The organism is Methanoregula sp. (assembly GCF_041663825.1).
Lineage (GTDB): Archaea > Halobacteriota > Methanomicrobia > Methanomicrobiales > Methanospirillaceae > Methanoregula.
In genome coordinates, this window is record NZ_JBAYLY010000050.1 from 1 (window position 1) to 13,222 (window position 13,222).

At 54.3% G+C, this 13,222-nt stretch carries 15 protein-coding genes and 1 tRNA gene; 10 read left to right on the plus strand and 6 right to left on the minus strand.

What is annotated here, in order from left to right; all coding sequences use genetic code 11:
• Nucleotides 1–46: 46 nt before the first annotated feature.
• The 3 genes from WCX19_RS14380 to WCX19_RS14390 form a co-directional block, all read right to left on the minus strand.
• A tRNA-Asn gene (locus tag WCX19_RS14380) sits at nucleotides 47–119 on the minus strand.
• A 131-nt stretch (nucleotides 120–250) separates the two neighbouring features.
• The gene (locus tag WCX19_RS14385; protein WP_373009322.1) at nucleotides 251–535 is read right to left on the minus strand and encodes a hypothetical protein; all 285 of its coding nucleotides are present in this window, start codon (nucleotides 533–535) and stop codon (nucleotides 251–253) included.
• Between the two features lie 46 nt (nucleotides 536–581).
• The gene (locus WCX19_RS14390; protein ID WP_373009324.1) at nucleotides 582–806 is read right to left on the minus strand and encodes a hypothetical protein; all 225 of its coding nucleotides are present in this window, start codon (nucleotides 804–806) and stop codon (nucleotides 582–584) included.
• 62 nt (nucleotides 807–868) lie between these two features.
• Between WCX19_RS14390 and WCX19_RS14395 the strand changes: the two genes are divergently transcribed.
• The 5 genes from WCX19_RS14395 (at nucleotide 869) to WCX19_RS14415 (ending at nucleotide 5,296) form a co-directional block, all read left to right on the plus strand.
• Complete coding sequence (locus tag WCX19_RS14395) at nucleotides 869–1,996, plus strand: M24 family metallopeptidase (RefSeq protein ID WP_373009326.1); 1,128 nt, start codon at nucleotides 869–871, stop codon at nucleotides 1,994–1,996.
• The gene (map, locus tag WCX19_RS14400) at nucleotides 1,993–2,868 is read left to right on the plus strand and encodes a type II methionyl aminopeptidase (RefSeq protein WP_373009328.1); all 876 of its coding nucleotides are present in this window, start codon (nucleotides 1,993–1,995) and stop codon (nucleotides 2,866–2,868) included. Before WCX19_RS14395 ends, map begins: the two co-directional genes overlap by 4 nt.
• Before the next feature lie 47 nt (nucleotides 2,869–2,915).
• Nucleotides 2,916–4,190, plus strand: coding sequence for an ATP-binding protein (locus WCX19_RS14405; RefSeq protein WP_373009347.1), 1,275 nt, complete (start codon nucleotides 2,916–2,918; stop codon nucleotides 4,188–4,190).
• A gap of 1 nt (nucleotide 4,191) precedes the next feature.
• Nucleotides 4,192–4,914, plus strand: coding sequence for an MBL fold metallo-hydrolase (locus WCX19_RS14410; protein WP_373009330.1), 723 nt, complete (start codon nucleotides 4,192–4,194; stop codon nucleotides 4,912–4,914).
• Nucleotides 4,915–5,020: 106 nt separating this feature from the next.
• Entirely contained in the window at nucleotides 5,021–5,296 is a 276-nt protein-coding gene (locus WCX19_RS14415; protein WP_373009332.1) for a DNA-directed RNA polymerase subunit L, read from the plus strand.
• A 683-nt stretch (nucleotides 5,297–5,979) separates the two neighbouring features.
• Here the strand turns inward: WCX19_RS14415 and WCX19_RS14420 are convergent.
• The 3 genes from WCX19_RS14420 to ilvC form a co-directional block, all read right to left on the minus strand.
• Nucleotides 5,980–6,594: a translation initiation factor IF-2 subunit beta gene (locus tag WCX19_RS14420; protein WP_373009334.1), complete on the minus strand. Its 615-nt coding sequence runs from the start codon at nucleotides 6,592–6,594 to the stop codon at nucleotides 5,980–5,982.
• A gap of 176 nt (nucleotides 6,595–6,770) precedes the next feature.
• Nucleotides 6,771–7,262, minus strand: coding sequence for a flavodoxin family protein (locus tag WCX19_RS14425; RefSeq protein ID WP_373009335.1), 492 nt, complete (start codon nucleotides 7,260–7,262; stop codon nucleotides 6,771–6,773).
• A 111-nt stretch (nucleotides 7,263–7,373) separates the two neighbouring features.
• Entirely contained in the window at nucleotides 7,374–8,363 is a 990-nt protein-coding gene (gene ilvC / locus WCX19_RS14430) for a ketol-acid reductoisomerase (RefSeq protein WP_373009337.1), read from the minus strand.
• 110 nt (nucleotides 8,364–8,473) lie between these two features.
• Between ilvC and mptA the strand changes: the two genes are divergently transcribed.
• The 5 genes from mptA to frhB form a co-directional block, all read left to right on the plus strand.
• Nucleotides 8,474–9,454 carry a GTP cyclohydrolase MptA gene (mptA, locus tag WCX19_RS14435; protein WP_373009339.1) on the plus strand — a complete coding sequence of 327 codons (981 nt, stop codon included), beginning with the start codon at nucleotides 8,474–8,476 and terminating at the stop codon, nucleotides 9,452–9,454.
• Nucleotides 9,455–9,749: 295 nt separating this feature from the next.
• A complete protein-coding gene (gene frhA / locus WCX19_RS14440; protein WP_373009341.1) occupies nucleotides 9,750–11,120 on the plus strand; it encodes a coenzyme F420 hydrogenase subunit alpha in 1,371 nt (456 codons plus the stop codon).
• Nucleotides 11,121–11,134: 14 nt separating this feature from the next.
• Complete coding sequence (frhD, locus tag WCX19_RS14445; protein ID WP_373009343.1) at nucleotides 11,135–11,611, plus strand: coenzyme F420-reducing hydrogenase, FrhD protein; 477 nt, start codon at nucleotides 11,135–11,137, stop codon at nucleotides 11,609–11,611.
• 106 nt (nucleotides 11,612–11,717) lie between these two features.
• Nucleotides 11,718–12,479, plus strand: coding sequence for a coenzyme F420 hydrogenase subunit gamma (gene frhG / locus WCX19_RS14450; RefSeq protein ID WP_373009349.1), 762 nt, complete (start codon nucleotides 11,718–11,720; stop codon nucleotides 12,477–12,479).
• An 11-nt stretch (nucleotides 12,480–12,490) separates the two neighbouring features.
• The coding region (gene frhB / locus WCX19_RS14455; protein WP_373009345.1) for a coenzyme F420 hydrogenase subunit beta at nucleotides 12,491–13,222 on the plus strand (732 nt) is incomplete at its 3' end.

The window sequence follows — 13,222 nt, forward strand, 5'->3', positions numbered from 1 at the left end:
GTTATGAGCCGGGCGCTCTAACCGGACTGAGCTACAGGCCCATGAGCGCCGCCAACAGGACTCGAACCTGTGACATGCTGGTTAACAGCCAGCCACTCTACCAACTGAGTTATGGCGGCAACAGACTTCTGTGCCTTAATAGGTTCTTTGTGAGGATTTTTAAAGGTAACTAATGGTGGAATTGCATGACGGCACACCAAAAAGTACGCGGGGATGACAAAAAGAGGGGGAAACCGACGGGCTTTTCAGGTCAGGGTTTTTTCATCGCGTTCACGAGCCGGATAATATCGTCCAGATCCTCATTTAAGTGCGCGAAGAGTTCCCGGGTCCGCTCGGTTGCAACCGCTCCCTCCGATGATGCGCGGATGTAGCCCAACTGTTCGAGCACATGAAGGGAGTACCGGATCCGGTGAGACGGGAGATCGAGGATCTCGGCAAGCTTCATGATCCCGATCGGCTGGTGCTCCGCCACCGTCCGGGCCACCTCAATGTGCCGGCTTAAGAGCTCGATTTCATCCTTCATTCTCTTGAGCATGGTATCGCCACGGGACCGTCATGTACCTTATACTGTTACCTTTACTTCAATGCTCATCAAGCCATGCTTTGGTCGACCGGTATTTCAGGACAAAGTTCCACGAAAGCACAATGGCAATGACCAGCATACCTGCCACAGCAGGAAGCCGGTACGGGGCCGGGACAAAAAAAAGGGCAAGTACTGCAAACGCCACGAGCAGAATGATCGCATTGAGCTGGATGGCCAGCCGGTAGAATTTCCACTTAAACTGTTCTTTTGTTGTTTCGTCCATCACTCGTACGTTAGAATCCGGGAATAAAAGTACTTGACGTTTCAGCGCGTAGATGTATGGCAATGGATCCACTGGACGCTGCAATGAAGAAGTGCGGGGCGGATGCCTTTGTGCACTATGCCGGAGGAGAGGACGCGAACATGCGTTACCTGTCGAGGTTTGTGATGCATGATTCCTTTGTTTTTTTTAAAAAATACAGGCAGCCCGGGACCATCATTGTCCCCCAGATGGAATCCGAGCGGGCCTCCCGCGAATCGATTGCTGCCGTCATAACCCGGATACAGGCGGGTCTTCCCGATATCACAAAAAAAGAGAAGAATCCCTGGAAAGCGGCCGCGCAGATGATCCGAGGACAGACCGGAAAGACCCTGCTCGTCTCACCCACCCTTCCCGCGGCGCTCCTGCGGGCACTCGAAGAATCAGCCCGGGTGATCGTCGATGTGGGTACCATCGAACAGATGCGGGCAAAAAAGACGCCCGAAGAGATCCGGCTCATACAAACGGTTCAGAAGAAAACCGAACGCGCAATGGCATTTGGGATCTCGCTTATCAGAAACGCAACCGTGAAAAAAGGCATCCTGTGTCATGACGGCGCACCGCTTACCTCGGAACTGGTGCGGACAGCGATGCACAAACATCTCATGGATGACGGCTGCCGGGCGGTCGAGACTATCATCTCGTGCGGCGAGGATACCGCGTTTCCGCACATCATCGGGAGCGGCCCGCTCAGGCCCAATATGCCCATCGTAATCGACATGTTCCCGGAGGACGAGACCACGGGCTATTACGCGGACATGACCCGGACGGTCTCAAAGGGAAAACCGGACCAGCAGATTACCGACATGTACGCAGCAGTAAAAGAGGCCCAGCAGATCGGGATCTCCCACATAAAGGCCGGGGTGCCGGGCGCGGATGCACATACCGCAGTCGTGGATTATTTTAAAAGCCGTGGCTATGAGAGCGATACCCGGGGGTTCATCCACAATCTCGGCCACGGCGTCGGGCTCCAGGTCCACGAATTCCCCACAGTAGGACCAGCGGGAGGGGCACTAAAAACAGGTTTTGTTGTCACCGTCGAACCGGGTCTCTATTATCCCGGGGTCGGCGGTGTCCGGCTCGAAGACATGGGCGCGGTGCGTGCAGGAAAATTTGTGGATTTCACGAAGTTTGAGGAGGAACTGATCGTATGAATGACGAGATACTCGAAAAATACCTGGCAGCAGGAAAACTTGCAGCCACTATTCTAAAAGAGAGCGCGCTTGAGATCCGGGTTGGCAGGTCCTACCTTGAACTGGTCGAATCCGTCGAGGCCCGGGTAAAAAACGAGGGCGCCGATCTCGCCTTCCCGCTCAACGTCTCCTTAAACGAGGACGCGGCGCACGATACTGCATCGACCGGTGATGAGCGGACTTTCGCCAAAGGTGACGTAGTCAAGCTCGATCTCGGGGTGCAGATCGACGGCTACATCGCGGATACCGCAACCACGATCGATCTGGGGAACAACTCGCTCCTCCTTGAAGCGTCCCGCGAGGCGCTCGAAGCAGCGATAAATCTGGTCCGTCCGGGTGTTACTACTGGAGAACTGGGCGCAGCGGTCGAAAAGGAGATCTTAAGCAGGGGATACCGGCCCATTGCAAATCTTACCGGTCACGGTCTCGACCAGTACGTGGCCCACACGGACCCGACAATCCCCAACATCAGCATCCATGGCGGCACGGTGCTTGAAGAAGGCATGGCGATTGCCATTGAACCACTCGCCACGACCGGGAGCGGGCGGATCGGCGAGAAGACACGGGTCGAGATCTACTCCCAGATCGCAGAAAAACCCGTTCGGATCCCATCAGCCCGTGCAGTCATGGAGCAGATCACTCCCCTTCACGGACTTCCCTTCTCCCGCCGCTCGCTCAACGACAAGAAAAAGGAGCTCGCACTCCTCGGGCTTACCAGATCCCAGATCGTCCACGGCTACCCCGTCCTTTCCGATATCCAGGGTTCGCTGGTCTCCCAGCACGAGCACACCCTGATCGTAACTGCCGATGGCTGCATTGTCACAACCCGGTGATGGGATAGATATAAAGATTCAGGCGTTAAATGATAAAGGTTACAGCCATGTCCGGAGATTTAGAAAGCCTGCGCATCATGGAAGTCCTGCTGACTGCCGAAATTTTCAACCAGAACCCGACACTCGATCTCAATGACCTGACACCAGCGTGCCGGGAGATGTTCTGTTCCGGGGATACAAAAAGCATCAAGCGCCCGGTGTACGTGAGTGACGGGTTGATCAAGCGCACGCTCGACATCGCGGCTGCGCATGAGAAGATTTCCAAGAACCCGTTCGTATCGTACGAAGACTTCGGACAGCGTCTGAAGATTACCACCCTCAAGCCGGCAGCCGAATGGTTCCTTGCGCAGGGGGGTAAACCGCTCGTCGTGCAGAACCCGGCCCTTGCCTTTTTCTTTGATTCTTTTAACGGCACGGGAGTTTCATATAAGGAAGTAAGGAATGCAAACCCACGCTACGAAGACACCAAAGCCAGTCTCGATGCCAAAATTTCCAAGCTGATCGGTGAGGACGAGAAAATCCGGGGAGCCCTCGATCTTGTGATCGTGATGGCTCCTGACGAGGTCGAGCAGCGGATGGAAGACATCATCTGCACCCCGGAGCAGACCGCGATCATCAACAAGATCCACCACGCTTTGCACCACCGGGATTTCCTGAACCGTCACCGTATTTACGAGGTAGGGAAACTTCTCTTTGTCGGCCAGCCCGGCACCGGGAAGACCTCTCTTGCCCTTGCGATGGCCCACAATATGCACATGCCGGTCCTCGAAGTCCGGCTCTCGATGATCACGTCCCAGTACCTGGGGGAGACTTCCAAAAACATCGACAAAATCTTCGAGATTGCAAAGAAACTCTCGCCCTCGATCCTCTTTATCGACGAGTTCGATTTTATCGCAAAGAGCCGGGTCTCCGACGATCATGGCGCATTGAAGCGGGCAGTCAACGCCCTCTTAAAAAATATTGACCGCATCAGCCTGATAAAAAACGGCGTCATTTTGATCGGCGCCACAAACCATCCGCAGTTGCTTGACGAGGCCGCGTGGCGGCGGTTTGACGAGGTCATAGAGTTCCCCCTGCCCGGGGAAGAGATGCGCAAGGAGATCATAAAGAGCGTCACATCAACCATGGACTGCACCTGCGACTACCAGGAGATGGCGGCACTGACCGAGGGATTCTCAGGCGCCGATTTACGGCTCATGGTAAAAGAGGCGCTCCTTTCGGCGCTCATGGACAAGCGCGAAGCCATCGATACCAGGGACCTCGAAAAAGGGATCCGCATGGTCAGAAACCGCGACGCGATCCGGAACCTGAACTGGATGTAGGATGAAGTTCATACTGCTCGGTACCGGGGATGCAATCGGCACCCCGAAGATCGGGTGCGACTGCCCCCAGTGCCTGCATGCGCAAAAGACCGGCACCGGCCGGCTCCGGACATCCATCCTCATCGAAAAGAATGGCCGCCACATCCTTGTGGATTCCTCGCCCGACCTCAGGCAGCAGCTCCTCCGGTACGGCTCACCCCATATCGATGCGGTGATCTGGACTCACGGGCACTATGATCATTTCATGGGCTTTGGCGAGTTCTACCGGGTCCAGAAAGTACCCCCGGTCTTTGCTGCCGAGCAGGTGCTCCGGTACTGCGGCGAGACGTTCAGGTTCCTGAACTTTGACCGGATGCCGGTGGAGCCCTATGTACCGTTTGATCTCTTCGGGATCACGATCACACCGTTTATCGTGAAACATCCGCCGGCCTATACCTGTGGCTTTGTCTTTGAGACGGACGGGGTAAAAGTGGGGTACACCTCGGATACCAACCGGGACATCCCGCAAAAGGGCCTCGATCTGCTCGAAAACCTCGATCTTCTTCTCCTTGACGCCATCGTGCCCTCGCATATGACGATCACGAAGCACATGAACTATCTCGATGCCTGCACGCTTGCCGAGAGCCTGCACCCAAAAGAGTTCCGGTGCGTCCACATCAGCCACGTGATGCCGTGGGAGTACCCGCATCTTGGGTATGACGGCGAAATCTTCGAATTTCCCTAAAAAATAATCATCTTTTCCTGTCGGACCGGTCGGACAGAATTTTTCTGTTTCACCATGCCACACTCACCCATACTTTAATAGTTCACAGATTCCCAAACATAGGTGCATGATTGTAAAAGTACTTGAACTCGAAAAAGATAAGGCACGACTCATTATCCAGGGGGAGGGTCATACGTTCATGAACGCCCTTGTCGAGGAAATCCTGACCGACCCGGATGTCGATGTCGCAAAATATACCATCGAGTTCCAGTTTTCAGACCCGGTGCTGCTGGTGACCACGAAGAGCGCGAAGAAAAACCCCCTGACCATCATAAAGAAAGCCTGCAAAAAAATATCCGGCAACTGCGACGACCTCTTAAAAGGCCTTGCAAAACAGAAATAAGAACACTGCAGGAATAGTTTTTCAATACTTTTTTGATTTGGTGGAGTAGTCTCCCGTTCACCAGGGAAATGTCACCCGACCGGTCTTTTTGGCGACAGCCATCAGGCGTACGAACTTCTCGTACCAAGCCGCACACTGGCATTACACGATCCCGGAGGAATACTCACTTCCCCCACACCACAAAACCGGAGAACCAGATCCACAGATACCCCCTGTAGGGGTCACTTACGATCCGGGATAGGGGGGATGGGGGGACCGGCCCTTTACTAGTCATACCCCCCGGAGGGTCTCTCATAATCCCCGCAGGGTGGTTCGGCAGGACCGATCCCTTATAAGGGCATGTCCCCTGCGGGGGTATCCCGTGTCATGTGACCGGTACAATATTCACGTTTACACCTGAACTTCCACGGGAATACCAGGGTCGGGAACTGGAGACGGAGGGAAACCTTCCGGGAGGGTCTCCTGCGATCAACAGAATACCCCCTCAGGGGATCCCTCATGATCCTGCAGGGAAGGGCGCGATGGGTTACATCTTATGCGGGGATACCCCCTCGCGTTCAGGCTTCGCAGCTCATCCCCGGGGCATATCCCCCGGAACCCTGCTCCGGAATCTGAACCCGGAAAAACCAATTAAAAAATGAGAGATCTCTTTTCTCTACCCACATTACCCGGATGACCCGGCCTTACTCAGCCCGTTCAGTAAAGACGATAGACCCGGAGATCCGCGAGATCTTGATCTTCACACTCTGGCCGGGTTTCGCGTTTGCCACGTACATGATGTAGCGGCCCATCTTCACGACACCGTCGCCACGCTTTGAAAGCGACTGGATCTCGACATCAAGAACCTGTCCCTCTTCAAGGTTCTCCGAAACCGGCTCGGTTCTCACCTTTCGCTTCCGGACCGGCCGGTGGCCACCGCAGGCATCGCAGCGGAGGGTAAGAACCCGGTCATCCTTGACAAGGCGCGTGTCGGGCTTGCCACACTCGGAACAGATCACGTAATCGTCGACGTAACTCTTGATGATAATCCGGAACAGCGAGATCTCGAACTTCCCGTTGAAGATCGCACGGGTGCCATCGATCTTCCCCGAAGTTCCCAGCTCCCCGAGGATGTACTTCATCAGGTGATCCTTGTCGCGACGGACTTTGTCGGCGATCTCGACAAAATTTTCAAGGATGGTGGTCTTGCCCTCAATGTACGCCTTTGCTTCAGGAACTACAAAACGATCCGAAGAGGCTGTTTTTTCTGATATATGGGAATAGGCATTTTTTAAGAGATCTTCATAAGAGTCCGTCATACGTGTATACTCTAAGGGCTGCATAGGGGCAAAAGTCTTTCTCAGGCACCGGATCCTGATTAGCCCGGTGAAAACAAGTACACACCCGACGGTATACCGGGATAAAGAAAAGATATCCCAAAAAAAGGACGTGAGCGAACGGTCTTACTGACCGGTCGGGATATCCCGTCGGAGTTTTACATCAGGTTTGGCGCGGCCGCCGTCACGAAGGCAACAACCCCGGCATTCTTTGCATCGTCCTCGATATCCTTCTGGTCTATGGAGGTAAATCCCATAAAACGCATGCCCCGGCTCTCGATCCATTTTTTGAAGACTTCCTTGCTCTGGCCGGGCCGGCCGCCGCTGGTGACAAACGCGACCGCCCGCTTGTTCTCGCAACCGGTCAGGGTATTGATGATCGTGTGGATGGCGGGCGTCGGCTTGAACGCCCAGACCGGCGAGCCGAACACTAAAAGATCGTATTCTTTTACATCCAGTTTGGATGGCTCGATCGTTGTTGTATCTTCACTCACTGCCGCTTTACACTGCATAAGAAACCGTGTCAGCGAGGAATGCTCTGCCAGGTCGGTCACCTCCACAAGATGACTGTCAACCGTGGCAGATGCAATGTGCTGCGCAATGTGCCGGGTGTTTCCCGTTTCAGAATGATAGATGATACAGATCTTCATACAGAATAGAACGTACCTCCAGCCCAAAAAAGTTTCACACGCGAAAAGGCGTACGCAAACGCTTGTACCGGAACCAGATTAAAAAATGGTATAAAAAGAAAAAGGGTATGGTTATCTTCTGAACTGGGGCATCATCGCCCGTACTTCCTTACCGGTCACTTCAAGGAGATGCTCCTCGTCCGCTTTTGTAAGCGCGTTAAAGACCGGGCGGTTGACCATATTCTCAAGCATCCATTCCTTGGCGAACTCGCCACTCTGGATCTCGCCAAGGATCTCCTCCATCGCTTCGTAGGCTTCCGGCCCGATCACACGGGGGCCCCGGGTCATATCCCCATACTGCGCAGTGTTGCTCACGTACTGGCGCATGTTTGTGAGTCCGCCCTCGTAAATAAGATCGACGATGAGTTTCGTCTCGTGGCAGACCTCTAAGTACGCCATCTCGGGCGCATACCCTGCGTCAACGAGGGTCTCAAACCCGGCCTTGATAAGTGAGGAGATACCTCCGCACAGTACTGCCTGTTCGCCGAAAAGATCGGTCTCGGTCTCCTCGCGGAACGTGGTTTCAAGGACGACTGCACGCGTCGCGCCGATACCTTTTGCATATGCGAGCGCGGTCTTGTGGGCTTTCCCGGTGTGATCCTGCTCGATGGCAATAAGGGCCGGGACACCCTTGCCTTCCTCGTACTGCCGGCGCACCATGAAGCCGGGGCCCTTTGGCGCCACCATGATGACATCGATATTTGCCGGCGGCACGATCTGGCCGAAGTGAATGTTGAACCCATGGGAGAACATCAACGTCTTGTTCTCGGAAAGATGCGGCATAATCTCGCTTTTGTAGACAGACGCCTGAAGCTCATCGGGCAGGAGGATCTGGATAATGTCTGCCTTCTTTGCCGCTTCAGCAACGGGCATTACCGTCATGCCGTCTTTCGTTGCCGCATCCCAGCTTTTTCCTTTGCGCAGGCCGATGATCACGTCAAGACCGCTGTCACGCAGGTTCATGGACTGCCCGCGTCCCTGGGAACCATATCCCATCACCGCGATCTTCTTGCCCTTCAGCACCGAGAGATCGGCATCGGATTCATAGTATTTCTTCATCATAGGGTAATCCCTTTGATATCAGTAAGAAAGCACATAAATATTATATGGAAAAACTAAAGAAGAGCATTCGAATATCAGCATGGAAGCGATGACTTATTAAACACGCTGCAGTGGACAACGCCCCGGATCAGCCGTTCAGCGGGAAACTGCCCGATGTCCAGGCCACATCACCCGATGTCAGGATCAACCTCACCCGCGTCGGGGTAAAAAACGTAAAAAAACTTGTGGAAGTTACCCGCCCCGATAAAAGGCCGGTCATCTTTATCTCTAATTTCGATGTATACGTGGACCTGCCCGGCAGTCTTAAGGGTGCAAACCTGTCCCGGAACTTTGAGGTGATCGATGAAGTGCTCCAGCAGGCGATCGAGGGCAAGGTCAACGAGATCGAGAACCTCTGCAGCGCGGTGGCACGGAAACTGCTTGACCGTCACGAGTACGCCGATCGCACGGAGGTACTCATGCGCAGCGAGTTCATGGTCAAGCGCGAGACCCCCGTGAGCCATACGACATGCCACGAAGTCGTTAAGGTGCACGCGCGGGCGATTGCAAAAAGGACGTTCCGCGAACCGATGGTGCGGAAAAGCATCGGTGCCGAAGTCACGGGCATGACCGCTTGTCCCTGTGCCCAGAACATTATGAAGGAGCGGGCAAACCAGGTCCTTGAAGGACTGGGGATCGACCAGAAGACCATTGACGCGTTCTTTGCCGAAGTCCCGATGGCGACCCACAACCAGCGGGGCCGGGGCTTCCTCTGTATCGAGACAGATGACGACGAGCACGTCGACTTGGAAACGATTATCCGGATCATCAAGGAGTCCATGAGCGCGGGCATCTACGAACTCCTCAAGCGCGGCGACGAAAGTGCAGTGGTGCTTGCCGCGCACAAAAATCCACGGTTTGTTGAAGACTGTGTGCGGGAGATGGCAAAAAAAGTCCTGACCGGATTTGACTATCTTCCCGGCGATGCCGTGGTCACCATCAAGCAGAGCAATGAGGAAAGCATCCACCAGCATGACGCGTACGCCGAACGGAGGGCTACGCTCGCAGAACTGCTGGACGAGCTCAATTACGACAAAAAATCTTCAGAATAACAGTATAAAACAAAGGGAGATAATTTGTAATTAATATAATCAGGCTGTAATTTTTGGCCCGATGGTGCGGCCGAAATAAACGGTATTTTTGCACCGTTTTTATTTTCATGACCAATTCTCGCGCATATTTCTGATTTCGGCAATTGCACGACTAAACAATAACTGTTATAAAAGGGTCCGGAGAAGATAATGTTGAACGTACTTTGTACGGTCAATTATCTCTAGAGATGAGAGAAGTATAGAGTAATTTTTGTACAGCGATCAGAACAACTCAACATAACATGAGGCGATTATATTGTCGAAAGTTGTAGAGATTTCCCCAACCACAAGACATGAGGGACACTCGAAGCTTGTCCTGAAAGTAAATGATGCAGGCATCATCGAGACAGGTAACTGGTGTTCTATTACTCCGGTGCGGGGAGTTGAGAAACTCGCAATCGGAAAGACTCCTGAACAGGTACCAAAGATTGCATCCCGCGTTTGCGGTATCTGTCCAATTGCACACACGCTGGCAGCGACCGAGGCAATGGAAGCATCCATCAAGGTCGAGATCCCCAAGGATGCCAAGAAGCTTCGTTACATCCTCCAGCTGGCAAACCGTCTGCACAGCATTGCACTGCATGACATCCTGATCCTGCCCGACCTGTATCTCCCGGGCACCGATGTCAAGATTAACCCGTTCACACCTGAAGAGCCGGTCCGCAGCGTTGCAAAGCGCATCCAGCGGATCCGTGAGATTGGACAGACCATCGGCCAGATCGCCGGTGGCGAAGCCATCCACCCGAGCAACCCCCGTGTCGGCGGTATGTACATGAACTGCTCCGCGCAGGCAAAGACCAAGATGTACGACCTCGCAAAGGAAGGCCTTGTTCTTGCCCACCAGCAGATGGACTTCATGATTGCAGTCCTGCGGAACTACCAGAAGAGAGACTGGGTCGATGTCGGCGGCATGAAGGTCGCACTCCCCAAGGACCTCGGGTACCACGACCAGGGCTACCTTGCAACCCACCCGTTCTACGGCAGCTCAAGCCTTGACGAATGCCCCAGCTGGGACATCAACCGGTTCAAGGAAGTCCGGCCCTTTGACTGGTACATGGGCGAGATGGAGATCTCCCTTGAAGAGCCCAAGTACCCGGTCGGCGGAACCACCAAGCTCGGCACCAAGGTCAACCCGCAGATGGAAGCCTGCACCGGTATCCCGATGTACGACGGCCAGCCCGTTGAAGTCGGTCCCCGTGCACGTCTCGTCAAGTACAAGAACTTTGATGAGAAGGGCACCATCGGCCAGAACATTGCCCGTGAGATGGAATACACCGACAGCCTGTACGAGATGATCGACTGCATCGACGAGCTCAACCCGAGCGGAAAGGTCGTTGCAGACTACATCCCGAACGGCGACGGCAGCCTCGGGTGGGCAGCAAACGAAGCCCCCCGTGGAACCGATGTCCACATTGCAAAGGTCAAGGACTGGAAGGTCCAGTACTTCTCGATGCTCGTTCCGACCACCTGGAACTTTGCAACCTGCAGTGCAGCACTCACCGGTGCTCCCTGGCAGCTCGCCGAGGTTATCATGCGCGGGTACGACCCGTGCGTCTCGTGCGCTACACACATGATCGTAGTCAATGAGGACAACAAGGTAGTCGCCCAGAAACTCATCCAGCAGTGAGCGTAAGAAAGGTCATGCTGTATCCCGAGATTGTAGTCGCAGGGTGTGGAAATCCCCTGTTTGCAGATGATGGCTTTGGTCCGGCGGTAGTCGAAGAGTTGCAGAAACTCACACTTCCCGACAATGTAAAAGTAGTGGATGCAGGCCTTGGCGGCCCGCACTTTATTTTTACGCTGCTCGACCCGGAAGTGACAAAAAGACTCGTAATCGTCGATATCGCGGATTACGGTGCAGAACCGGGATCGGTAACGAAACTGCGGATCGAGGACCTGCCCCCGGGCAGTTATCGCGATGCGCACTCGTGGGATCTCGCGGAACCGCTCCAGCGGATCAAAGACCGGATTGATATTACAATCATCGGATGCCAGCCCAAACGCGTCACGGATCCCGATATGGAGATCGGGCTCTCGGATGAGGTTTCAAAGGCAATTCCCAAAGCGGTACGAGTTGTACTGGAAACAATAGGTGTTGATTATGGGACTGCTATCTAGTGTCTTTAAGAAGAACGCCAGCGAGGAACCGCAGAAAGCTGCGGCACCTGCAAAAGCGGCTGACGTAGTAAAAAAAGTGGAAACAACAAACAAGGAGGTTAAGCCTGTGGTAGACAAGATTTCATTGGGCTACACGCACCTGAGTGGATGCACCGGTTGCACGGTTGCACTCGCAGACAACTACGCCGGACTGTTAACTCTCCTCGACCGGTATGTCGACCTGAAATACCATCTTACACTTGCCGATGTCCGGCACATCCAGCAGGTCGATGTTGCATTCGTCGAGGGCTCAGTCTGTATTCAGGACAAGCTCGCAGTTGAAGAGATTAAGGAGACCAGAGAGAAGGCAGCAGTGGTTGTTGCACTGGGTGGCTGCGCATGCTACGGCAACATTACCCGGTTTGCACGCGGCGGCCAGCAGAACCAGCCGGCACACGAGTCATACCTGCCGATTGGCGACTTAATCAAGGTCGATATCTACATCCCCGGCTGCGCACCGACCCCGCAGATGATCAGGAATACCGCTGTTATGGCGTACCTGCTCTTAAAGGGAACAAAGGAACAGAAAGAGCTCGCAACCAAGTTCCTGACCCCGCTCATGAACATGGCGGCAAAGGGAACCAGCGCATGCTTCTGCGAACTGATGACCGAAGTCATCAACCAGGGCCTGTGCATGGGATGCGGCAGCTGTGCAGCAGCCTGCCCGGTTCGTGCAATCACCATGGAATTCGGCAAGCCGAACGGCGAGCGCGACCTGTGCATCAAGTGTGGTGCCTGTTATGCCCAGTGCCCGAGAGGGTTCTTCAACACGGATGTTGTCACTGAGTACGAGGCGATCAACGAGGCCATTATGGCGGCACTCCAGTGAAGGTGTTTGAAATGGGAGCAGAACTCGGTAAATACAAGGCATGTGTGTCAGCACGAAGCACCGACAAGGAGATTCTCAAGGGTGCACAGGACGGCGGTATCGTTACCTCGCTCTTTGCATATGCACTCGAAGAGGGAATCATTGACGGCGCCATTGTAGCAGGAACCTACGAAGACGGTGACGACAACGACATGTGCGGAACCCCGGTTTCGCACCACTGGAGACCAAAACCAGTCGTTGCGACTACAAAGGCAGAACTGCTCGCGGCACGCGGCACCAAGTACAACATCAGCCCGAACGTTTCCTTAATCAAGGAAGCAACCCGCAGTTATGGTCTTGACAAGATCGGTATCGTTGGCACCCCGTGCCAGATGCAGGCGGTCAGGAAGGGTCAGCTGTACCCGTTCGGCTGGAGAGACGTCGGCGACAAGATTGCTCTTGCAGTCGGTATCTTCTGCATGGAGAACTTCCCGTACCAGAGTATCATCCAGCTCGTGGAAGACCACGCGGCAATGAAGCTCGAGTCCGTCAAGAAGATGGAGATCGGGAAGGGCAAGTTCTGGGTCTACGGCAAGCGCGGACAGGTCGTTCAGCTGCCGCTCAAGGTAACCCACAAGTATGAGCAGCCCGGCTGCCATGTCTGCATGGACTACGTGGCAAACCTCGCTGATATCTCAACCGGTTCCGTTGGCAGCCCCGACGGCTGGAGCACCATCTTTGTCAGGTCAAAGATCGGTGACGCA

What these genes read in the sequence shown, in the direction of transcription:
- WCX19_RS14410 (WP_373009330.1), top strand. Translation starts at nt 4,192, where the DNA reads ATGAAGTTCATACTGCTCGGTACCGGGGATGCAATCGGCACCCCGAAG.
- WCX19_RS14415 (WP_373009332.1), top strand. Translation starts at nt 5,021, where the DNA reads ATGATTGTAAAAGTACTTGAACTCGAAAAAGATAAGGCACGACTCATT.
- map (WP_373009328.1), top strand. Translation starts at nt 1,993, where the DNA reads ATGAATGACGAGATACTCGAAAAATACCTGGCAGCAGGAAAACTTGCA.
- frhD (WP_373009343.1), top strand. Translation starts at nt 11,135, where the DNA reads ATGCTGTATCCCGAGATTGTAGTCGCAGGGTGTGGAAATCCCCTGTTT.
- WCX19_RS14420 (WP_373009334.1), bottom strand. Translation starts at nt 6,594, where the DNA reads ATGACGGACTCTTATGAAGATCTCTTAAAAAATGCCTATTCCCATATA.
- ilvC (WP_373009337.1), bottom strand. Translation starts at nt 8,363, where the DNA reads ATGATGAAGAAATACTATGAATCCGATGCCGATCTCTCGGTGCTGAAG.
- WCX19_RS14390 (WP_373009324.1), bottom strand. Translation starts at nt 806, where the DNA reads ATGGACGAAACAACAAAAGAACAGTTTAAGTGGAAATTCTACCGGCTG.
- WCX19_RS14425 (WP_373009335.1), bottom strand. Translation starts at nt 7,262, where the DNA reads ATGAAGATCTGTATCATCTATCATTCTGAAACGGGAAACACCCGGCAC.
- WCX19_RS14395 (WP_373009326.1), top strand. Translation starts at nt 869, where the DNA reads ATGGATCCACTGGACGCTGCAATGAAGAAGTGCGGGGCGGATGCCTTT.
- WCX19_RS14385 (WP_373009322.1), bottom strand. Translation starts at nt 535, where the DNA reads ATGCTCAAGAGAATGAAGGATGAAATCGAGCTCTTAAGCCGGCACATT.
- WCX19_RS14405 (WP_373009347.1), top strand. Translation starts at nt 2,916, where the DNA reads ATGTCCGGAGATTTAGAAAGCCTGCGCATCATGGAAGTCCTGCTGACT.